This window comes from Streptomyces sp. NPDC026417 (genome assembly GCF_055567695.1).
This window is the reverse complement of sequence record NZ_JBVHPY010000004.1, coordinates 400,687-422,293: the sequence shown is the minus strand read 5'-3', so window position 1 is coordinate 422,293 and position 21,607 is coordinate 400,687. Positions and strand designations below refer to the sequence as shown.

The following is a 21,607-nucleotide window of genomic DNA, read 5'->3' as shown; positions in this document are numbered from 1 at the left end:
ATCGCGAATGGCAGGCTGAACAGCATGGACGGTCGTGACCTGGTGCGTTCGGTGAAGGCGGTCGGTTCGGGGGGTGCCGCTCAAGGGTTGCGCTCGGTGCGAGCCGCGTGGCGCAGGAGGCGCGTGGACGCCACCGGTTTGCCGCAGCGGGGTGCCGAGCGGGCACGGGTCCCCGGGCCGGTGCGGGGTGTGGAACCGGGCCCCGGGGGCGGGGTCGTCAAGTTCACGCGATCGGAGCTGCAGATCAGTGTGGCCGCGAACGGATCGGTGTTCTGGGGGTGGGACGGAGCGGGGCCGGGGCCGTCCCACGCGCTGTCGGGCCGCTTCCCCGAGCCGGATCCGCGGGCGATTCTGGAGCCGGACAAGGACGGCGGCTGGCGGATCGTGGCGGAACGCCTCACGGTCACCGTGTCCCGGCACGGCGCGATCGAGGTGTGTACGCCCGGTGGAGTGACCCTGCGCCGTGATCTGCCGCCCCGCTGGTGGGAGTCGGCGGAGGGTGCCCCGGCCCGCTGGATGCAGCGCTCCGAGGTGGCGGCCGACGCCCGGTTCTTCGGTCTGGGGGGCCGGGCCGCCGGGGCCAGGCTGCGCGACGGCACCTACCGGCTGTGGAACACGGACCCCGGCCGCGCCCTCGTGCCCGAGGACGATCCGCTGCACATCACCATGCCGGTGCAACTGGTGGTGTCCGACGCAGCCACCCATCTGGTGTTCCACGACAGCTCCTGGGACGGCACGGTGACGCTGCGGGAGGGCGAGGAGGGAGCCGGTTCCGGGCACGACCGGGTGGGCACCTGCCAGCTCCGGATGGAGGGCGGGCCGCTGCGCTGCTGGGTGCTGGTGGGTACTCCCGCGCGCGTGCTGCACGCCTGGGCCGCGCTGACCGGGGCGGCCGCGCTCCCGCCGGTGTGGGCGCTCGGGCACCATCACGCCCGGTCGGGCCTCGGCAGCGAGCAGGAGGTGCGGCGGATCGTCGGGGGCTACCAGGAGCGCGACCTGCCGCTGGAGGCGATGCACCTGGACGCCGGCCACCACGAGGCGCAGCGGGCGTTCACGGTGGACCGGGACCGCTTTCCCAGGCTTCCGGTGCTCGCCGACGAGTTGCGACGCGACGGGATCCGGCTGGTCTCGGTGGTGGAACCGGCGGTCGCGGCCGAGGGGGGTGGCGCCGTCCACGACGGCGGGACGGCCGCGGACGTCTTCGTGCGCGACGCCGGCGGGCGCCTCGTCGAGGCGGTGGCCCGGCCCGGGAGGTCGGTCTTCCCGGACTTCACGCACGCGCGTGTGCGTCGCTGGTGGGGCCGGCTCTACGAGGAGCGCCTCGCCCAGGGGTTCGCCGGGTTCTGGCACGACATGAACGAGCCGACGTCGTTCACGGCCTTCGGGGAGAACACCCTGCCGCGTTCGGCGCGCCACGCCCTGGAGGGCACCGGCGGGGACCATCGCGAGGCGCACAACGTCTACGCCCTGTACATGGCCCGGGCCGGGTACGAGGGGTTGCGTGAGCTGAACCCCGAGGAGCGGCCGTTCGTCCTGTCGCGCTCCGGGTGGGCCGGGATGCAGCGCTACGGCGGCGTCTGGCCGGCGGGTGTGGCGACGGGCTGGCCGGGGCTGCGGGCGTCGCTGTCGCTGGTGCTGGGCCTGGGGCTGAGCGGGGTGCCGTACTCGGGAACGGACGTGGGCGGTTCGGACGGACGTCCCTCGCCGGAGCTGTATCTGCGGTGGCTGCAGCTCGGCGCCTACCTCCCGCTGTTCCGTACGCACGCCGGCCGGCGGGCGGGGTGCCGGGAACCGTGGGAGTTCGGCGACGACGTGCTGGCACACGCGCGCGTGGCCCTCGTCGGGCGGCGCCGCCTGCTGCCGTACTTCACCACCCTGGCGCATCTCGCCCGGCGTACCGGAGCACCCTATGTGCGTCCTCTGTGGTGGGGCGCCACCGAGGACCGGTCGCTGCGTGACTGCGAGGACGCCTTCCTGCTCGGGGACAGTCTGCTCGTGGCGCCGGTCCTGGATCCGGGGGCCGACCGGCGCGCCGTGCAGCTGCCTCGCGGGCGCTGGTACGACACCGCGACCGAGAAGGCGTACGAGGGGCCGGCCCAGGTGCTGATCGACGCCCCCTTGTCGCGTATCCCGGTCCTCGCGCGCGCGGGAGCCGTGGTGCCCGTCCGCGGTGACGGCGGCGGCCTGGAGCTGGAGGCCTGGGCACCGGCGCGCGGCCGTACCGGGGGCGGACTGGTGGTGCCGGATCCGGGTGACGGGTGGAGCGAGCCGGAGATCGAGCGCTATGTGACGCGTTGGGAGGGAGCACGTCCGGTCGTGGTGCGGGACGGCGGGGACGGCCCGGTCGAGCCGCCCCACCCCGTGCGGCTGCGCGGGCTGGGCACGCCCTGAGCGCCTGCCGGACACGGCGCGGGGGACCTCGGACGGAGGGGGCGCTCGTCCCGCGGGCGTACGTCGGGTGCTCAGGCCGGGGCGGCGCACCGGCGGGGCGCCCCTCGGCCGATCCCGCTCGCGCGGCCGGGCTCGTCATACGGGCCGGTGCGGTCGGCGTACGTCGGGTGCTCAGGCCGGGCGGCGCACTCCTCGGTCCAGCCCGCTCCCGGGCGGGTGCGCGGCCGGGCCGTGCTCAGATGTAGCGCCCTTCGAACCATGCGCGAACGGCCGACGTGTGCAGCGGGAACGCGAGTTCCGTCGGCCGGCGCAGCAGGTGCCAGCCCTCCGTCTCGTCCGTGGCGGCGGACTCCGGGAGGTCGGTGGCGGAACGCTCGGGGAGCAGTCCGAAAAGCAGCAGGTGCCCGTCGGGGGAGCTCATCGCGTCGGCCAGCCGTACCTCGCGCGCCGCCGCCTCGATGCCGGTCTCCTCGTGGAGTTCGCGCACCACCGCGTGCCGCCAGTCCTCCCGGTGGTCGATGAAACCGCCGGGCAGAGCGATGCCCCCGCGCGCGGGGGCGATCGTCCGGGTGATGACGACCAGGGCCGCGCCCTGGGTGTCGTACACGGGCTGCAGGGCCACCGCGACCGGCAGGGGGTTGCGGTAGGCGACCGTGCCGCAGGCGGCACAGGTGCGGGGCCAGCCGGAGATGCCCTCTCCGTAGGGCGCCCCGCAGCCGGAACAGTGCGAGTCCGGCGCGGAGTTGGCGGGCGGGTGGTGGGTTACGGACACGCGGCGGACTGTATCCGATCATCCCGCCGGGCGTCTTCGGCGGGCTGGGCGGGGACGGGGCCGCCGCGTGCGACGGCTCAGTGGGACGGCGTCAGCGACTTCCTGGACACCGGGAAGTCGAAGTAGGTGTCCGGGTACGGCTCCGGCTTGTACGTGTAGTGCCACCACTCCTCGGCGAGGTTGACGAATCCGAGGCCTTCCAGAGTCCCCTTGAGCAGCAGCCGGTTGGCCCGCTGTGCGCCCTGGATGCGCGGGTCGAGGGTGTGCGCGAGGGTGTCGAAGCAGTCGAAGCCCGTGCCCATGTCCACGGAGTTGTCGGGGAACCGCCGGTCCTGGGGGGCGTAGCAGGGCACGAGAGGCTCCCCGGGGCGGTACGGCCGCGTCGGCCGGGCCGGCAACTCGACGATCGTGAGGTCCAGGGTGGAACCGCGGCTGTGTCCGGACTTCTCCGCGATGTAACCGTCCTCGAACAGGCGGGTCTTGTCGACCTGCGGGTAGAACTCCGGTTTCATCCGCTGGTCGTCGAGGTCCTCGGCCCAGCGCACGAAGTGGTCCACCGCACGCTGCGGCCGGTAGCAGTCGTACACCTTGAGGCTGTAGCCCCTGCGCAGCAATTTCACCTGTGCCCGGTGCAGGGCCCGCGCCGCGGGTCGCGTCAGGATGCAGACGGGCTGCCGGTAGCCGTCGATGCGCTCGCCCACGAAGTTGTGCGGGGTGAAATAGCGCATCTCCTGGACGATCGTGCGATCGACGGAGCTCAGGGCCACGAAGTTGTCGGGTGCCTTCGGCTCGGGGGCGGCCTGGGCGGTGGCGGAGACGACGGTCACGGACAGCAGGGCGGCGAGCGTGGTCGCCAGGCCCCGGACGGCAGTGGAGAGTCGTGTCATGCCCTGCGTCTATCAGGCCGGGGTTCCTTCTGGGAAGGGAGCGCATGCGAACCCTGCGGAAGGGAGCCCGCTCGGGCCCTGGGCAAGGGAGCGCTTCCGGAGGAGGGACGGCCGGGACCACCCCCGTGGGTCCCGGCCGCCCCACCGATACTCCGACGCACCTGGAGCCCGTCCGGTTCTCGGCACACACTGCCCATTTCCCGGTGCCCGTGCCACACTCCTGACGTTCCGTCAGATTCAGGATCGGGAGGGTCCATGTCGCGTGCGCGCACTCCGGTGGTGGCCGGCTGGTTCACCGGGGACGGAGACGACTTCCACCTCCTCGGCACCCGCTGCTCGGCGTGCGCCTCGGCCTTCTTCCCCCGCGAGGACTCCTGGTGCCGCAACCCCGGCTGCCCCGGGGGCGCCTTGACGGAGGTACCCCTGTCCCGGCGCGGTCGCGTCTGGTCGTACACGGACAGCCGGTACCGGCCGCCGTCACCCTACGTGTCCGATCCGGAACTCCCCTGGCAGCCGTACGCGTTGATCGCTGTGGAGCTGGCGGCCGAGCGCATCGTCGTACTCGGGCAGACGGTTCCCGGAGTGACCGTTGCAGACCTGGCGGTGGGCATGGAGGTGGAACTCGTCCCCGGCGTGCTGAACGAGGACGCGGAGACGACCTGGACCACCTGGCACTGGCGGCCGGCGGAGCCGGGCGGAGGCGGTGCGGCGAACGGTGTCCGACGACGGGGGGTGACGGGATGACGGGTGACGTGGCGGTACTCGGCGCGGGCATGCATCCCTGGGGCAAGTGGGGCCGCAGCTTCGTCGAGTACGGGACGGCGGCGGCGCGGGCCGCGCTGGCGGACGCGCGGGTCGACTGGCGCGACGTCGGCTCGATCGTGGGTGCGGACACCGTGCGCGGCGGATACCCGGGGTATGTGGCGGGCGCGACGTTCGCGCGGGCGCTGGGCTGGCAGGGCGCGCGGGTGGCGAGCGTCTACGCGGCCTGCGCCTCCGGGGCCCAGGCGGTCGACGCGGCACGGGCGCAGATCCTCTCCGGGCTCGCGGACGTGGTGCTCGTGGTCGGCGCGGACGCGGCACCCAAGGGATTCTTCCGTCCGGCGGGAGGGGACCGCCCGGACGACCCGGACTGGCTGCGCTTCCGCGTGCTCGGGGCGACGAACCCGACGTACTTCGGGCTGTACGCGCGGCGGCGGATGGCCGTCCACGGGGACACCCCCGAGGACTTCGCCCGGGTCAAGGTGAAGAACGCCGCCGCGGGAGCGCTCAACCCGAACGCGCGCTACCGCAGGCCGGTCACCGCCGAGGAGGTGGCCGCGTCGGCGGTCGTCGCGGATCCGCTGCGGCTGCTCGACATCTGCGCGACCTCCGACGGCGGCGCGGCGCTCGTGCTGTCCAGCATGGAGTTCGCCCGGCGGCACGGCGCGGCCGGCGCCGTACGCATCCGCGCGGTGTCCACGGTGACGCCTCGCTATCCCCGCACCGTGCCGGATCTGCCGGACATCGCGACCGATTCGGCAGTGGCGGTGGCCGCGCCCGCCGAGACGTTCCGCGCGTCGATCGGCCGTGCCGCGTACGAGGAGGCGGGCGTCGGGCCGGAGGACCTCTCGCTCGCCGAGGTGTACGACCTGTCCACGGCGCTGGAGTTGCAGTGGTACGAGGATCTGGGGCTGTGCGGTGAGGGAGAGGGGGCCAAGCTGCTCCGGGAAGGCGCGACGGCGCTCGGTGGACGCATACCCGTGAACGCCAGTGGTGGGCTGGCCTCCTTCGGGGAAGCCGTTCCGGCGCAGGCCATCGCCCAGGTGTGCGAGCTGACATGGCAGTTGCGGGGCACCGCGGGCGACCGGCAGGTCGAGGGGGCCCGAGTGGGTGTCACCGCCAACCAGGGTCTGTTCGGGCACGGTTCGTCGGTGATCGCCGTGCGGTGACGTCCGGACGGACGTGCGCCGGGCGGTGCCGCCCGGACGGGTGTGCGCACGCGGTGTGACCGGCCGGGAAGCCTGCGTGAACAGCGCGTGAACCGTGCCCGGGCGCGCGCGGCCGGCGCCATCATGCTTCCGTGCACTCCTGGACGGATACTCTCCGCTTCGCCTTCCAGCCGGTGGTCAACCTGACGACCGGAACAGTCGCGGCACTGGAGATACTCGCGCGCCCGGAGGCCGGCGACATCCTGGCGCAGGCCCGCCGTGACCCCGAACTCGACGGCCTGGTCGCCGCGTTGGCGATCCGCGCCGCCGCCCGCAAGGAGACACTGCTGCCACTGCACGTCAACGTGTTCGCCGGAACGCCGGCCGACCTCGGGGGCCTGGCCGCGCTCCGCGACGCCGTCCGTGACGTCGGGCGCATGACGTGGGAGGTGACCGTCGACATCTGCCCGCCGTACACGCACGTGCCCCGCGGGGCGCTCCTGGACGCCGTGGCCGGGTTGCGGGCTGACGGCTTCCGGATCTGCGCGGACGGCGTCGGGGACGGCGACGTACCGCTGCGGCTGCTCACCGACCTGGCTCCCGAGCTGATCAAACTCGACGCATCGCTGCTGGACCGTCCGGCGGCGGTGCGGGCGATGCGGACACTGTGCGAGCAGTCGGGCGCACTGCTGTCCGTGGAGGGCGTGGAGACAGAGACGCAGTGCGCGGCCGCGGTGGCCGCGGGTGCCCAATGGGCGCAGGGGGAGCTGTTCGCCCCGCCGGCGCGGCTGCCCGCCGCCGACGTGTACGTGCCGGCCGTCTCCCCCGCGGTGGCGGGCACGCCGCGCTCGGGCCCCTCGGTACGGCAGTTCGTACGGCCCGCGGCCCTGCTGCCCGTGACGGCGTCCGCGGGTCACGTGCGGGCGCTGCTCACCGGGTCGCCGGACGTCTCCGGGGTGCTGCTCGTGGACGCCTCCGGGGTGCCGGTGCGCTCAGTGCACCGATCCCGTTTCCTGCTGTCCATGTCGGGACGGTACGGCCACGCCCTGTACGCCGACCGGCCGGCCGCCAAGCTCGGTGATCCGCCGCGCACCGTGGGCGTCGACGCGACGGCCTGGGAGGTGCTCGACGTGGTCGCGGGCGGCGACCGGGACCGTACGTCGGACGATGTCGCCGTCGTCGACCGGTACGGGCGGTGCGTGGGGGTGGTGCGCCTCGCCGACCTCGTACGGGCGCTGGCCGAGAGCCGGGTCGAGGAGGCGGCGGGCCTCAACCCGCTGACCCGGCTGCCCGGTTCGGACGCGATCACCGAGGAGGTGGACCGGCGCATCGCGGCGGGCCGGATGTTCGCGCTGAGCTGGCTGGACGTCGACCACTTCAAACAGGTGAACGACGGGGCGGGGTTCGCGGCGGGCGACGAGCTGATCCGGGCGGTCGGGCGGGCGTTGCAGCTCGCCGCGTCCGACGCCACGCGTGTGGGGCACATCGGCGGCGACGACTTCCTGGTCCTGGCGGACCCCGACGGCCTGGATCGGGTGGCCGCCTCGCTGCTCGACACGCCCTGGTCGGCGGGCGGGCTGGCCGTGACGCTCTCCCTCGCCACGGTGTTGTGCCCACCCGGCAGCGTCTCCGACCACCGGCAGGCGGCCGCCTGCCTCGCTCCGCTGAAGAAGGCGGCGAAGGCCCTGCCGGGCGCGAGCTGGATCCAGGGCCGGGCGGGAACGCCGGGCCACGAGGTCCGCCGCGGCACGGCGGCCACCACGGCCCAGACGGGGTGCGGGGTGGGCGTGCCGGGGGTCGGTTGACGGGGTCGGGCGCTCCTGGCCGCGGTGGCGCCGGAGGCACCTCGGGCCGGCCCGAGACCCGTCCCGCCGCCCCCGTGCGCGTGTCCCGGTGGATCACGCGGCAGCGGCGGGGCGTGGGCCGCGGTCGGGCGTCGGCCTCAGTCGGGCGCGAGCGGGGCGCGGGCGGGGCGCGGGCGGGCGCGGGCCTCAGTCGGGCGTCGGGCGCGAGCGGGGCGCGGTCGGGCGTGGGTCGCGGTCGGGGGCCGTCGGGGCCGTCTTCGGTCAACCTCCCGCCCCGGCAAGGGTGTTGGAAAGGGACGGGCGGTCGGTGTGGCGGGCCCGGGAGGGACGAGGTCCGCCCGGCGGTCGCGGCCGGGCGTCCCACGGCGGTCCCCGCCCCGCGGTCCCCAACGGTTCCGGTCGGCGACCTTGACGCCCCCTGAGTGCCGGTGAACACTTCCCGGTGTCAGTCGGCATCGCCGCATTCGGGCGTCTTCAGGCGCTGTACTGCTCGGGTTCCCGCCTGCACGAAGGGCCATCCCCCACGGGCGATTCCGCTGCTACGGCACGCTCGTCACGGACGCCGGGCGGGGCGCGGGATCTCCCTGCCTTCGGCGGAAGTAGCCATGGGAAAACGCACCCTGCACGGTGGACCGGGGCGGACCGCCCCGGGCGAGAGCCTAGGAGCCGCCATGAGCAACGGAGACATATTCGTCGGTGAGGTCATCGGTACCGCGATCCTCATCCTCTTCGGCGCCGGAGTGTGCGCCGCGGTCACACTGAGATTCTCGAAAGCACGAGCCTCGGGCTGGATCGTCATCGCGTTCGGCTGGGGCTTCGCCGTACTCGCCGGTGCCTACACCGCCGCACCGCTGTCCGGCGGCCACCTCAACCCGGCCGTCACCATCGGCGTCGCCGTCGACACCGGGGTGTGGGACAAGGTCTGGGTCTACGTGCTCGGCCAGATGGTGGGCGCCATGCTCGGCGCCGTGCTCGCCTACCTGGTCTACCTCGCCCAGTTCCAGGCCAACGTGAACAAGACGGGCACCACGGAGGGAACGGCCGACGAGCCGACACCGACCCTCGGCATCTTCTCCACCATCCCCGAGATCCGGAATCCGGTCGCGAACCTGATCACCGAGGTCATCGCGACCATCGGCCTGGTGCTGCCGATCCTCGCCTTCGGCAAGAACATCGGCATCGGCATCGGTCCCGTCCCCGGCGAACAGGCGGGCATCTACGGCTCCGGCATCTCGATCCTGCTGGTGTCCCTGCTGGTCGTCGGCATCGGTCTGTCCCTGGGCGGGCCCACGGGCTACGCCATCAACCCGGCGCGCGACCTGGGCCCGCGCATCGTGCACACGTTCCTGCCCATTCCGAACAAAGGCACCTCCGACTGGGGCTACTCCTGGGTCCCGGTCGTCGGCCCGCTGATCGGAGGGGCGCTCGCGGGCCTCATCTACAACGCAGCCTTCTGACCCGAGCGACCAAGGGGTATCCATGCCGGACAACGCCGAGAAGTACGTCGCCGCAATCGACCAGGGCACCACCTCCAGCCGCTGCATCATCTTCGACCGGGCCGGCGCGATCGTCGCCGTCGACCAGCGCGAACACCGACAGATCTTTCCCAAGCCCGGCTGGGTGGAGCACGACGCCACCGAGATCTGGTCCAAGGTGCAGGCGGTGGTCGCCGGGGCGATCGCCAAGGCCGGGCTGCGCGCCGACCAGCTCAGCGCGCTGGGCATCACCAACCAGCGCGAGACGACGGTCCTGTGGGACCGCGCCACGGGCAAGCCCGTGCACAACGCCATCGTCTGGCAGGACACCCGGACCTCCGCGCTCTGCACCGAACTGGGCGGCACGGACGGCCAGGACCGCTTCCGCGAGCAGACCGGACTGCCGCTCGCCAGCTACTTCTCCGGGCCCAAGGCGGCCTGGCTGCTGGACAACGTGCCGGGGCTGCGCACACGCGCCGAACGGGGCGAGATCGCCTTCGGCACCATCGACTCCTGGCTGATCTGGAACCTCACCGGAGGCACGGACGGCGGGCGGCACGTCACCGACGTGACGAACGCCGGGCGCACCATGCTGATGAACCTGGAGACGCTGCAGTGGGACCCGTCCATCCTCTCGGCGATGAACGTTCCCGAGGCGATGCTGCCCGAGATCAGGTCGTCCGCCGAGGTGTACGGCACGGCCGTGGGCCAGCTCGGCGGCGTCCCGGTGGCGTCCGCGCTCGGTGACCAGCAGGCGGCCGTGTTCGGCCAGGCCTGCTACGACGTGGGCACGGCCAAGAACACGTACGGCACGGGCAGTTTCCTGCTGCTCAACACCGGCAACCGGCCCGTTCCCTCGAAGAACGGTCTGCTGACGACCATGGGGTACAAGATCGGCGACGAGGCGGCGGTCTACTGCCTCGAAGGATCGATCGCGATCACCGGCGCCCTGGTCCAGTGGTTCCGCGACCAGCTCGGGATCATCCGCACCGCCGACGAGATCGAGACGCTGGCGGCGAGCGTGGAGGACAACGGCGGGGCGTACATCGTGCCGGCCTTCTCGGGCCTGTACGCGCCCTACTGGCGCTCGGACGCCCGCGGGGTCGTCACCGGCCTCACCCGATACGTGACGAAGGGCCACCTGGCTCGCGCGGTCCTGGAGGCCACCAGCTGGCAGACCCGCGAGGTCGTGGACGCCATGTACCAGGACTCCGGGGTGCAGATCACCACGCTGAAGGTCGACGGCGGCATGACCAAGAACAATCTCCTGATGCAGCATCAGGCGGACGTCCTCGGGGTGCCCGTCATCCGTCCGAAGGTCTCGGAGACGACCTGCCTGGGCGCCGCGTACGCGGCCGGACTGGCGACGGGCGTCTGGAGCGATCTCGACGAGCTCAAGACGCACTGGCAGAAGGACGTCGAGTGGACACCCGCCATGGAGGCGGCCGAACGCGACCGGGAGTACCACAACTGGCACAAGGCGGTGGAGAAGAGCTTCGGCTGGCACGAGGAGGGCGTGTGAGCTGACAGAGGTCCACGCGCGCGTGGGCTCCGCACGGTCCACACGCGGGTGGGCACCTCCTCGAGAGCACCGCGCGCGGGCGGGCCTCCGGTGGCACACACGCGCGTGTGCTGGAGTGCGGCCCGTACCCCGGTCGGCGGGGGTGCGGGCCGTACGCGCGGCGGGGGGCGGCACGCCGGTGCCCGGCAGCAGGGGCCGGGCGGGACGGCGGCGCCCGTCAGGTCGGGACGGCCTCGCGGCGGCCTGCCGCCTGTGCCATCGCGTGCTGGACGACCCGGATGAGGACCTCCTTGGCCGATTCGCGGTCCCGGGCGTCGCAGAGGACCACGGGGACGTCCTCGTCCAGATCGAGCGCCCGCCGGACGTCCTCGGCCGGGTAACGGGCCTCCCCCTCGAAGCAGTTGACGCCCATCACGAAGGGTATGGAGCGCCGTTCGAAGTAGTCGACGGCGGCGAAGCAGTCCTCCAGGCGGCGGGTGTCTGCGAGGACGATCGCGCCCAGAGCCCCGGTGGCGAGTTCGTCCCAGAGAAACCAGAAGCGATCCTGTCCGGGCGTGCCGAAGAGGTACAGGACCAGGTCCTCGCGGAGGGTGATGCGGCCGAAGTCCATCGCGACGGTCGTGGTCTTCTTGCCCTCCACGCCGCTGATGTCGTCCACCGGGCGCCCGGCCTCGGTGAGCATCTCCTCCGTCCGCAGCGGCCGGATCTCGCTGACCGCGCCGACGAGGGTCGTCTTCCCCACGCCGAATCCGCCGGCCACCAGGATCTTGAGCGTGACGGGCTCGACCGGAGGCTTGCCGCGCTCAGTACGCCCGAAGATCATCGGTCTCTTCTCCCGCTTCAGTGGTGTCGGACGGGGGCGGGCCGTAGCCGCCTCCGCCGGGGGTTTCGATGACGAGCACGTCTCCGGGGGCGACGTCCGCGGTGTCGCTGCCGCCCAGGTGTGTGACGGTCCCGTCGGCGTGCTCGATGCGATGGGCGCCGAGTGCTCCGGGCGCACCACCCGCCATGCCGTAGGGCGGGACCCGGCGGTGCTGCGAGAGCGTGGAGACGCTCATGGGCTCGCAGAAGCGGATCCGGCGTACGACACCGTCGCCGCCGCGTCGGCGTCCCGCGCCCCCGCTGCCGCGCCGGACCGCGAACGCGTCGAGCAGGACCGGCAGCCGCCACTCCAGGACCTCGGGGTCGGTGAGGCGCGAGTTGGTCATGTGGGTCTGCACCGCGGACGCGCCCGGGAAGTCGGCGCCCGCCCCGGATCCCGAGGCCACCGTCTCGTAGTACTGGTGGCGCTCGTTGCCGAAGGTGACGTTGTTCATGGTGCCTGAGCCCTCCGCCTGCACGCCGAGGGCTCCGTAGAGGGCCCCGGTGATCGCCTGCGAGGTCTCGACGTTGCCGGCCACGACCGCGGCGGGCGGTTCGGGGGCGAGCATCGAACCCGGGGGCACCACGATGTCGAGGGGGCGCAGACAACCGTCGTTGAGCGGGATGTCGTCGTCGACCAGGGTGCGGAAGACGTACAGGACCGCGGCGTTGACCACCGCGAACGGGGCGTTGAAGTTGGTGGCGAGCTGCGCCGACGTGCCGGTGAAGTCGACGGTGGCACAGCGGTTCGCGCGGTCCACGGAGACGCGGACCCGGATCACCGCGCCCGAGTCGGTCTCGTAGGCGAACTCGCCGTCCTGCAGGGTGTCGATGACGCGCCGGACGGCTTCCTCGGCGTTGTCCTGGACGTGCCTCATGTACGCCTGGACGACGTCGAGTCCGAAGTCCCCGATCATGCGGGCGACCTCGTCGACGCCCTTCCGGTTGGCGGCGATCTGGGCGCGGAAGTCGGCGAGGTTGGTCTTCGGGTTCCGCGAGGGGTGGGGCGCCTCGGTCAGCAGGGCGAGGGTCTCGGCCTCACGGAAGCGGCCGTTCTCGGCGAGGAGCCAGTTGTCGAAGAGGATGCCCTCCTCGTCGATGGTCCGGCTGTGGGCCGGCATGGAGCCGGGGGCGATGCCGCCGATCTCGGCATGGTGGCCGCGCGAGGCGACGTAGAACAGGATCCGCTCACCCTCCGTGTCGAACACCGGGGTGATGACGGTGACGTCGGGGAGATGCGTGCCGCCGTGGTACGGGTCGTTCACCGCGTAGGTGTCCCCGGGGCGCATGCTGTCGCCGCGGCGGCGGACGACCTCCTTGACGCTCGTCCCCATCGAGCCCAGGTGGACGGGGATGTGCGGGGCGTTGGCGACCAGGTTCCCGTCCGGGTCGAAGAGCGCGCAGGAGAAGTCCAGGCGTTCCTTGATGTTGACCGACTGGGCGGTGGACTCCAGCCGCGCGCCCATCTGCTCGGCGATCGACATGAAGAGGTTGTTGAAGACCTCGAGGAGAACGGGATCCGCTTCCGTGCCCAGTTCGGAACTCTGCGTAACCGCCGCGCGTTCCATGACCAGATGCCCGTCGTCGGTCGTCGCGGCCCGCCAGCCGTCGTCGACGACGGTCGTCGAGCCGGCCTCGGTGATGACCGCGGGTCCGGTGACGGTCTCGCCGGGCGGCAGTTCCTCGCGTCGGTGCAGGGGCACGTCGCGCCAGGCGCCGCCCGTGTGGAGGCTGACCGTCCCCGGGGTCGCCGAGCGGCTCCGGAAGGGGGAGAGCGCGGAGAGATCGGGGGGTGCGGTGAGGCCGGTGGCTTCCACGGAGAGGGCTTCGACGACGACCGGGCGGTCGAGGGTGAAGGAATAGGTGGCGCGATGTCGTGCTTCGAAGTCCCGCGTCATGGTGTCGGGTTCGGTGAGCTCGACGGTGAGCGCGGTGTCCGTGCCGTCGTAGCGCAGCTGAGCCCGGCGGGTGACCCGGATGCGGTCCCGGGGCACGTCCTCGGCGAGGAGTTCGCCGCGGGCCGCGCTCTCCAGGTCGTCGGCGGTCTTCAGGATCCGGGGCAGGGAGGAGCCGTCCAAGGGGGCTTCGACGGACTGTTCGCGCATGGCCGTGGTGTCGGCGAGTCCGATGCCGAGAGCGGACAGGACGCCCGCCATGGGCGGCACGAGGACGGTGCGGATACCGAGCGAGTCGGCGACCATGCACGCGTGCTGCCCGCCGGCGCCGCCGAAGGTGGTGAGCGCGTAGCGGGTGACGTCGTGGCCCTTCTGGACCGAGATCCGCTTGACGGCGTTGGCGATGTTGGCCACGGCGATCTGCAGGTAGCCCTCCGCGACCTGCTCCGGGGTGCGGTCGTCGCCGGTGCTCTCGCGGATGTCGCGGGCGAGGCGTGCGAAGCGGTCGCGTACCAGGGCGTCGTCGAGGGGCTGGTCGCCGTCCGGCCCGAACACCCGGGGAAAGTGGGCCGGCTGGATGCGCCCGAGGGCGACGTTGGCGTCGGTGACCGTGAGCGGGCCGCCGCCCCGGTAGCAGGCGGGCCCGGGCTCGGCACCGGCGGAGTCGGGGCCCACGCGGTAGCGGGAGCCGTCGAAGTGGAGCACCGATCCGCCGCCCGCGGCGACGGTGTGGATGTCCAGCATGGGGGCGCGCAGCCGGACCCCGGCGATCCGGGTGGTGAAGACCCGCTCGTACTCCCCAGCGAAGTGGGAGACGTCGGTGGACGTGCCGCCCATGTCGAAGCCGATGACCCGGTCGAAGCCGGCGAGCTGCGACATCCGGGCCATGCCGACGATGCCGCCCGCGGGCCCCGACAGGACGGCGTCCTTGCCGCGGAACTGTCCGGCCTCGGCCAGCCCGCCGTTGGACTGCATGAACATCAGCCGTACACCCTGGAGTTCCCCGGCGACCTGCTGGACGTAGCGGCGCAGGACGGGCGACAGATAGGCGTCGACGACGGCCGTGTCCCCGCGCGGGACGAGCCTCATCAGGGGGCTGACCTCGCTGGAGAGCGAGATCTGCGGGAAACCCGTGCGGGCGGCCAGCTCGCCGACCGCCTGCTCGTGGGCGGGGTGCAGATGGCTGTGCATGCAGACGACGGCCACGGCCCGGATCCCCGCGTCGTAGGCGTCTTGGAGCGGTCCCGCGAGGGCGTCCAGGTCGGGGGCGCGCAGCACCGTGCCGTCGGCGGTGATCCGCTCGTCGACCTCGACGACCCGCTCGTACAGCATCTCGGGCAGGTCGATCCGCCGGGCGAAGATGTGCGGCCGGTTCTGGTAGGCGATGCGCAGGGCGTCGCGGAATCCCCGCGTGACGACGAGGAGGGTGCGCTCACCTCTGCGTTCCAGGAGGGCGTTGGTGGCGACGGTGGTGCCCATCCGGACGGCGTCGATGCGGTCCGCCACGGATGCGCGGCCGTCGGCCGCGTCGCCCCCGTCGGCGGCGAGGAGTTCACGCACGCCCGCGACGGCGGCGTCGGCGTACCTCGCCGGGTTGTCGGACAGCAGCTTGTGTGTGAGCAGGCTGCCGTCCGGGCGGCGCGCCACGATGTCGGTGAAGGTGCCGCCCCGGTCGATCCAGAATTGCCAGCCTGTCACGTCTGCACCCTGCTTCCGCGCTGCTCAGAGGGCCCGGAGGCCGCTGATCACGTCGCGCAGAATACTCTCGTCCGGCAGTTCCGCGGGCGGTACGGGACGTGTCACGTGGACCAGTTCGTCGTCCACCAGATCGCCGATGAGGACCCGGACCACCCCGATGGGCAGATCGAGTTCCGCGGCTAGTTCGGCGACCGACTGCGGGGTGTCGCGGCAGAGCTCGACGATGTCCACGTGCTCCGGCGACAGCGTCTGGTCCGCTTCCGGATCGTCCGCGTGGGTCTCGGTGACGACCACCGCGATCAGGTCGAGCCGGTGCTGGGCCGGGCTGGTGGTCCGGCCCCGCGTCATGGCGTACGGGCGGACCACCGGTCCGGCGTCGTCGTCGAACCAGTGGCGTTTTCCCTGACCGTCTCCGCTCATGCCATCCCACTACCCGCCGGCGGGCAGATCGGTGCGCGGAGCGGCGGCCAGATGTACGCCGACCCGCTTGACCAGGAGCGTCATCTCGTAGGCGACCTGCCCGATGTCCGACTCGGCCTCGGAGAGGACGGCGAGGCAGCTGCCGTCGCCGGCGGCCGTGACGAACAGGAAGGCGTCGTCCAGTTCCACGATCGTCTGCCGGACGCTGCCGGCCTCGAAATGCCGGCCGACGCCCTTGGCGAGGCTGTGGAAGCCGGAGGCGACGGCGGCCAGGTGCTCGCTGTCCTCCCGGGTCAGATCCTTGGAGACACCGGTGGGCAGTCCGTCGCCGGAGAGCACGATCGCCTTGCGGATGCTGGCGACGCGGTCGACCAGATCGTCGAGGAGCCAGTTGAGCTCCCCCGACGTCGCACTGCTCACGGGGTGCCCTGCGGCCTTCGGTGCGGTCATCGACCGTCTCCCTCTGTCGTTCCTTGTGCTGGGGCGCCGTGGGCGTCGTCGCCCCCGGCGTTCTCCTCGCGGCCGCGCTGCCAGCCCCGCTGGAGCGAGGCCATCCGGCTGCGTACGTCGTCGGCGTCGCGCTCGGCCGGTTCCGCCGCGCCGTCGCCGGTCCCGGCGCGCTCGGTGCGCCGGTCGGGCCCTTCCTTCAGCTGCGGGGCGAGGCTGGCCTGCCGCACCCGGCGGGGCAGCGGGTTCGTGTCCGAGGTCTCCGCCCCGGTCCCGGACTCGGCCGTCCCCCGGATGCCCTCCGGCCGGACGATGCGGCGGCGGCGGGCGGGAAGAGCGGGGGCGCCGGAAGCCTCGGGAGGCTCACCGTGAAGGCGGCCGGGGGCGTCGGGCCGTCCCACAGCCGGCTCGTCGTGGTTGCCGTCGGAGCGGCCGAGTGCCGCGTCGCGCCCCGCGCCGAAGCGACGGGAGGTTCCGGCGCGCTCGGCGCCGGTGCGGGCCGGGGCCTCGGGGCGCGCGCCGCGGCGAACCGACGGGTGGGCGCTTTCGAGCTCGGCGGGGCCGGATGTCATCGGGTCCGTGCTCCGCGCGGACGGTTCGTCGCCGGACTCGCCGCGCCGGGAACCGGCGTCCGCCACCGGGCGTCCGTGGGAGCTGACCAGCTTGGGGGCCCTGCGGCGCTGCGGCAGCGGGACGGGTCCGTCGGGGCGGACGGGGTCGGCGGGGCGCGCGGTCTCGTCCGTGGCGTCCCGCGCCTGCTGGTGCTGTTCGCCCAGGACGCCGGTGAGGGAGCGGCGCGGCCGGAAGAGACCGCCCCGTTCGCTGTCGTCCTCGCCGAGGTCCCCCGGGAGGTCGCCCAGGCCGTCGAGACCGACCGGCGCCTCCAGTTCGACCGGGCCGTCCAGGATCGAGGCGGGCAGGCCGGGCAGCCGGACCGGGACCTGGGACAGGGCCGCCGCGCGGTCCTGCTCGGTCTCGGCCTCCTTCGTGGGCACCGCCCGGTCGAGCCGGAAACCGATGCCGTTCGTGTCGGGGACGTCGTCGGTGAGCAGGGCGTCGGGGATGAAGACGACCGCCGTGGTGCCCCCGTACGGGGACGGTTGCAGGGAGACCCGGACGTTCTGCCGCTGTGCGAGCCGGCTGACCACGAAGAGGCCGAGCCGGTCGGTGTCGGACAGTTCGAATTCGGGGGTCTCGGCGAGGCGGAGGTTGGCGTCGAGGAGCGCCTCGGCCGCCATGCCGAGGCCGCGGTCGTGGATCTCCAGCGTGAAGCCGTTGGCGACGCGCTCGCCGAGGACCTGTACGGCGGTGTGCGGGGGCGAGAACACCGTGGCGTTCTCCAGGAGTTCGGCCACGAGATGAGTGAGGTCGGCGACCGCGGGACCGGTGACGGCCACCCGCGGAAGGCGGCGTACCTCGATGCGCTCGTAGTCCTCCACCTCGGCGACGGCGGCACGGACGATGTCCATGAGCTGGATGGGCTTGCGCCACTGCCGGGAGGGGGCGGCGCCGGAGAGGATGACAAGGCCCTCCGCGTGGCGGCGCATGCGGGTGGTGAGGTGGTCCAGGCGGAACAGGTCGGCGAGTTCGTCGGTGTCCTCGGTCCTGCGCTCCATCGTGTCGAGCAGGGTGAGCTGCTTGTGCAGCAGGACCTGGCTGCGGCGGGCGAGGTTCACGAAGACCTCCGAGACGCCCTCCCGCAGCTCCGACTGCTTGACCGCGGCCTCGACGGCGGCCCGCTGCAGGGTGTTGAGGGCCTGGCCGACCTCGCCGATCTCGTTCTTGTCGTACTCCAGGCGGGGCACTTCGGTCTCGACGTCCACCTGTTCGCCCGCGGAGAGGCGGCGCATGACGCTGGGCAGCCGCACGCCGGACGCCTCGTGGGCCTCCAGGCGCAGCCTGCGCAGGTCCCGGATCAGGCTCCGGCCGATGCGCACGGACATGAAGAGCGACACCAGCAGGGCCGCCAGTCCCAGGACGCCGGCGATGGCCGCCTTGACGATGACGTTGACCGCGAGGGGGTGGACACGGTCCCGGTAGCGGTCCCCGGCCTCGTCGTCGAGCCGGTCCAGTTCGGCGAGCGTCTCTCCGGCCGTCTCGTCCCAGCTCTTGGCGGTCACCCCACGGGGCGCACCGGGGGTGGAGCCGATGACGGTCTGCTCGGCGTTGCGGAGCGGAGCGGTGCCGGCGCTCTTCCAGTAGCGCTCGAAGCGGGCGCGCTCGGCGGCGGGAAGCAGCGGCAGGCTGGTGTCGTACAGCAGGCCGCGCTGGGCAACGAGGTCGGAGACGTCGCGGATCTCGTCACCGGTGATCCGGTCGGCGACGAGGGCGGACCCGAGGAGCGCGTCCTCGCGGGAGAGCAGTTCGCGCGCCCGGACGACGTTGGCGAGCGCGCGGCCCTGCTTGTCCATCTCGACGTCGTCGAGCACGTGGAGGTTGGCCAACAGGGCGTAGCAGGGGTCGACGAGCCTGTTGTAGAGGCCGAGGGCCTGGTCGCGGTCGAGGGTGCCTTCGTCGACGCCGCGGCGCAGCGAGTGGAGTTCGTCGAGGGCGTCCAGGATCGCGGTGACGCGCTCGGCGGTGCCCTCGCTCATCTCCGCCCGAACGTCGTGGTCCCCGGCGTTCCGGCGGACCTTCGCGACGACCTTGTCGGTGGCCCGCCGGCTGCGCTGCAGCGCCGCCTGCGCGTCCGAGGCGCGCGGGTCGGCGAGGTGGACGAGGCTCTGGCGGCGCTCCTGCTGGAGGACGCCGACGGTGTCCTCGGTGGCGAAGCCGACCTTCTCCACCACGTCGGACACGTCGAACAGGTGCATCGCCTCGCGTCCGGTGAGCACCGTGGCGAAGCCCCAGATCGCGGTCAGGGAAACGAGCGGCACGAGCAGCAGCGCCACGATCTTCCGGCGGATGGACTTCCCGCGAAAGCGCATGGCCTCCCCCAGCTCGACCCCCGCTGGCCCGGGGGCACACATGTGCGTCAACAAACGGCGTGAGCCTACTACCGACACAGGGGTATCTCGAAGGGCTGTCCGAACGTACATCGTCCGTGAACTGAACGGGACATCAGTAGTTGTCCGTTCATTGCGGGAGATTGCCTCCCCGGATCCGGCACTTGTCCCCGTGTCACAACCAGTGGGCGCCCGACGCGGGTTGGCCGGAATGCTTCGGTCGCCGGGAATCTTTGCAGGAGGTCGTTCGTCTTTCTGTACGGGAACGAGGGGCGGAACCGGCCACAAGGCGCCGCATGCCGCGTCCAGGTCGCGTAAAACAGCGCAAGCCGGGCAGCCACTGGGAAGCGGGAGTCTTGAGGCACCAGGGCAAGCGGTCTGCTGGGGATGGGGAGTGACGAGTTGATGGGCACGGTGGAGCGCGAGGCGCTCAGGAGCGGCGTTGCGGCGCCAGTGGCGGCACGGCGGGGCCCGCGGGACCCCGATCCCGCCGACGCGAGTGCGCGCGGGACGGCGGCCGCCGCGCGGCCGACTCCCCGCGGCGCGGGTGACTTCACGGACTCGCCCGGGACGGTCCCGCGAGCGGAGGCACCGGCCGCACACCGGCCCGCGGAGTCGGGCGGGCCGACGGCACACCCGTCGGCTCCGAGCGCCGGCGAGCCGACCGCACAGCGAGTCGCCGCCGAGGGGGGAGCGGCGAACTCCCGGTACAGCGCGGGCTCTTCTCGATACGGCGCGGACTCCGCGTACAACGCGAGGGCCCGGAAGCGTGAAGAGGAGCCGTACTACCGGCCGTTGTGGGTCGAGGAGCCCGCACGCAAGCGGCGGCTGCCCGACCCGGTGCGCACGGCGGCCGTGCGCGCGGTGCTCATCATCGCGGTGACGCTCATGCAGGGCGTGGTGGCCTTCCTGTGCACCCTGGCCGGTTCCTGGCTGGCCTTCCCGATGGTGCTCAGCAGCGTCGCCAGCACGGTGGTGGCCACCTGGGCGGCCCTCGACGTCTGGGTCACCCGCCAGGTGTGGAACCAGCGCCACGGCGTGGTCTCCGTGCCGAGCAGCACGGCCCGCGCCCTCCGGCGTGAGCGCCGCGTCGCCCGGCGGCACGCCCGCGCGACGGAGCGGTCCCAGGCACGGATACGCCGCCGCGGTGGCGCCGGCCGGCTGTCGCACTCGTAGGCGCGCGGAAGGGCACACCCGGGCGGCGCAGGCCGGGCGACGGGTGTTGCGGGCGAGGCCGGCAAGGACAGACCGGGGCGGCCGCTGCCGACCGGTCTGCCAGTCGGGCAGTCGGGCAATTCACGGCGCATACCCCGCACGGGGTGCACCTGCCCAGTGTTCAGGAGGCTTCGCGTGTCCCCCACGTACGACGTCGTCGTGATCGGCCTCGGCGGCATGGGCAGCGCCGCCGCACACCACCTCTCCGCGCGCGGCGTCCGTGTGCTCGGCCTGGAGAAGTTCGGGCCGGTCCACCGGCGAGGCTCCAGTCACGGCGGTTCGCGCATCACCCGCCAGTCCTACTTCGAGGACCCGGCGTACGTACCGCTGCTGCTGCGCTCCTACGAGTTGTACGAGGAGCTGGAGCGGGCGACGGGACGTGAACTCGCCATCCTGTGCGGTGGCGTGATGGTCGGACACCCGGACTCCAGGACCGTCGCCGGTTCGCTGCTCTCGGCCCGCCGATGGGACCTGCCCCACGAGCTGCTGGACGCCCGGGAGATCCGCCGCCGCTTTCCCACCCTGGCCCCGGACGACGACGAGGTGGCGCTCTACGAGCAGAAGGCCGGCCTGGTCCGACCGGAGCACATGGTCGCCGCACACCTCCAGCTGGCCGGACGGCAGGGCGCCGAGCTGCACTTCGACGAGCCGATGACGCGCTGGGAGCCGTACCGGGACGGTGTCCGCGTCCACACGGCCGAGAACACCTACACCGCGGGCCAGTTGGTGATCTGCCCCGGGGCGTGGGCGCCGCAGCTCCTGTCGGACCTCGCGGTGCCGTTCACGATCGAGCGGCAGGTCATGTACTGGTTCCAGCCCAGGGGTGGGGTGGCGCCCTTCCTGCCGTCCGCCCACCCCGTCTACATCTGGGAGGACGCGACGGGTACGCAGGTCTACGGATTCCCGGCGATCGACGGACCGGACCGCGGCGCCAAGGTCGCCTTCTTCCGCAAGGGCGTCGTGTGCACCCCGGAGACCATCGACCGCACGGTCCACCACGACGAGGTCCGGGACATGGCCGACCACCTGGTCCGCCGCATCCCGGACCTGCCCGGCGCCTTCCTCAGGGCCGCGACCTGCATGTACTCCACCACCCCGGACGAACACTTCGTGATCGCCCGCCATCCGGCCCACCCCGAGTCCGTGACGGTGGCCTGCGGATTCTCCGGGCACGGCTTCAAGTTCGTCCCGGTGGTCGGCGAGATCCTCGCCGACCTCGCCACGACCGGCGGCACCGCGCATCCGATCGGCCTGTTCGACCCCCGGCGCCTGACTCCCGCGTCCGCCTGAGGTATACGCGGGCCCACTCGGCGACGCGGCGGCGATCGAGCACCGGGCCGCGGCGAACCTCACCCCCGCCAACC

The 21,607-nt window shown here is 72.8% G+C and carries 14 protein-coding genes and 1 pseudogene; 8 read left to right on the top strand and 7 right to left on the bottom strand.

The window, feature by feature from the left end:
* Positions 1-24 precede the first annotated feature (24 nt).
* Complete coding sequence (locus tag ACZ4NT_RS09550) at positions 25-2,391, top strand: glycoside hydrolase family 31 protein (protein WP_467724493.1); 2,367 nt, start codon at positions 25-27, stop codon at positions 2,389-2,391.
* A 235-nt stretch (positions 2,392-2,626) separates the two neighbouring features.
* Here the strand turns inward: ACZ4NT_RS09550 and ACZ4NT_RS09545 are convergent, their stop codons facing one another.
* A complete protein-coding gene (locus ACZ4NT_RS09545) occupies positions 2,627-3,163 on the bottom strand; it encodes an NUDIX domain-containing protein (protein WP_121404506.1) in 537 nt (178 codons plus the stop codon).
* Positions 3,164-3,240: 77 nt separating this feature from the next.
* Positions 3,241-4,050 (bottom strand): M15 family metallopeptidase, encoded by an 810-nt coding sequence (locus tag ACZ4NT_RS09540; protein ID WP_121404505.1) that lies wholly within the window; start codon positions 4,048-4,050, stop codon positions 3,241-3,243.
* Positions 4,051-4,326: 276 nt separating this feature from the next.
* Between ACZ4NT_RS09540 and ACZ4NT_RS09535 the strand changes: the two genes are divergently transcribed.
* The 5 genes from ACZ4NT_RS09535 to glpK all read left to right on the top strand — a co-directional run bounded on the left by ACZ4NT_RS09535 (position 4,327) and on the right by glpK (position 10,762).
* Positions 4,327-4,794, top strand: coding sequence for a Zn-ribbon domain-containing OB-fold protein (locus ACZ4NT_RS09535; RefSeq protein WP_467724518.1), 468 nt, complete (start codon positions 4,327-4,329; stop codon positions 4,792-4,794).
* Positions 4,791-5,981 carry a lipid-transfer protein gene (locus ACZ4NT_RS09530; RefSeq protein WP_121404504.1) on the top strand — a complete coding sequence of 397 codons (1,191 nt, stop codon included), beginning with the start codon at positions 4,791-4,793 and terminating at the stop codon, positions 5,979-5,981. The genes ACZ4NT_RS09535 and ACZ4NT_RS09530 overlap by 4 nt, the downstream gene beginning before the upstream one ends.
* Before the next feature lie 131 nt (positions 5,982-6,112).
* On the top strand, positions 6,113-7,765 hold the full coding sequence (locus tag ACZ4NT_RS09525) for an EAL domain-containing protein (RefSeq protein ID WP_467724490.1): 1,653 nt from the start codon (positions 6,113-6,115) through the stop codon (positions 7,763-7,765).
* 671 nt (positions 7,766-8,436) lie between these two features.
* Positions 8,437-9,222, top strand: a complete 786-nt coding sequence (locus tag ACZ4NT_RS09520) for an MIP/aquaporin family protein (protein ID WP_121404502.1) — start codon at positions 8,437-8,439, stop codon at positions 9,220-9,222.
* A 22-nt stretch (positions 9,223-9,244) separates the two neighbouring features.
* A complete protein-coding gene (gene glpK / locus ACZ4NT_RS09515) occupies positions 9,245-10,762 on the top strand; it encodes a glycerol kinase GlpK (protein WP_121404501.1) in 1,518 nt (505 codons plus the stop codon).
* A 217-nt stretch (positions 10,763-10,979) separates the two neighbouring features.
* Here the strand turns inward: glpK and ACZ4NT_RS09510 are convergent, their stop codons facing one another.
* Genes ACZ4NT_RS09510 through ACZ4NT_RS09490 form a run of 5 tightly spaced genes read right to left on the bottom strand, consistent with a single transcriptional unit; the run spans position 10,980 to position 19,010 of the window.
* The gene (locus ACZ4NT_RS09510) at positions 10,980-11,585 is read right to left on the bottom strand and encodes an ATP/GTP-binding protein (RefSeq protein WP_121404500.1); all 606 of its coding nucleotides are present in this window, start codon (positions 11,583-11,585) and stop codon (positions 10,980-10,982) included.
* The gene (locus tag ACZ4NT_RS09505; RefSeq protein ID WP_467724487.1) at positions 11,566-15,216 is read right to left on the bottom strand and encodes a hydantoinase B/oxoprolinase family protein; all 3,651 of its coding nucleotides are present in this window, start codon (positions 15,214-15,216) and stop codon (positions 11,566-11,568) included. Before ACZ4NT_RS09505 ends, ACZ4NT_RS09510 begins: the two co-directional genes overlap by 20 nt.
* A gap of 24 nt (positions 15,217-15,240) precedes the next feature.
* Positions 15,241-15,636 (bottom strand): DUF742 domain-containing protein, encoded by a 396-nt coding sequence (locus ACZ4NT_RS09500; RefSeq protein ID WP_121404498.1) that lies wholly within the window; start codon positions 15,634-15,636, stop codon positions 15,241-15,243.
* Positions 15,637-15,645: 9 nt separating this feature from the next.
* Positions 15,646-16,086, bottom strand: coding sequence for a roadblock/LC7 domain-containing protein (locus ACZ4NT_RS09495; RefSeq protein ID WP_121404497.1), 441 nt, complete (start codon positions 16,084-16,086; stop codon positions 15,646-15,648).
* Entirely contained in the window at positions 16,083-19,010 is a 2,928-nt protein-coding gene (locus ACZ4NT_RS09490; RefSeq protein ID WP_467724485.1) for a sensor histidine kinase, read from the bottom strand. Before ACZ4NT_RS09490 ends, ACZ4NT_RS09495 begins: the two co-directional genes overlap by 4 nt.
* Positions 19,011-19,808: 798 nt before the next feature.
* Between ACZ4NT_RS09490 and ACZ4NT_RS09485 the strand changes: the two are divergent.
* Both ACZ4NT_RS09485 and solA read left to right on the top strand, forming a co-directional pair.
* Positions 19,809-20,204: pseudogene (locus ACZ4NT_RS09485) on the top strand (hypothetical protein); the annotation flags it as partial.
* Positions 20,205-20,378: 174 nt separating this feature from the next.
* Positions 20,379-21,533 carry an N-methyl-L-tryptophan oxidase gene (gene solA, locus ACZ4NT_RS09480; RefSeq protein ID WP_467724483.1) on the top strand — a complete coding sequence of 385 codons (1,155 nt, stop codon included), beginning with the start codon at positions 20,379-20,381 and terminating at the stop codon, positions 21,531-21,533.
* The last annotated feature ends 74 nt before the right edge of the window (positions 21,534-21,607 follow it).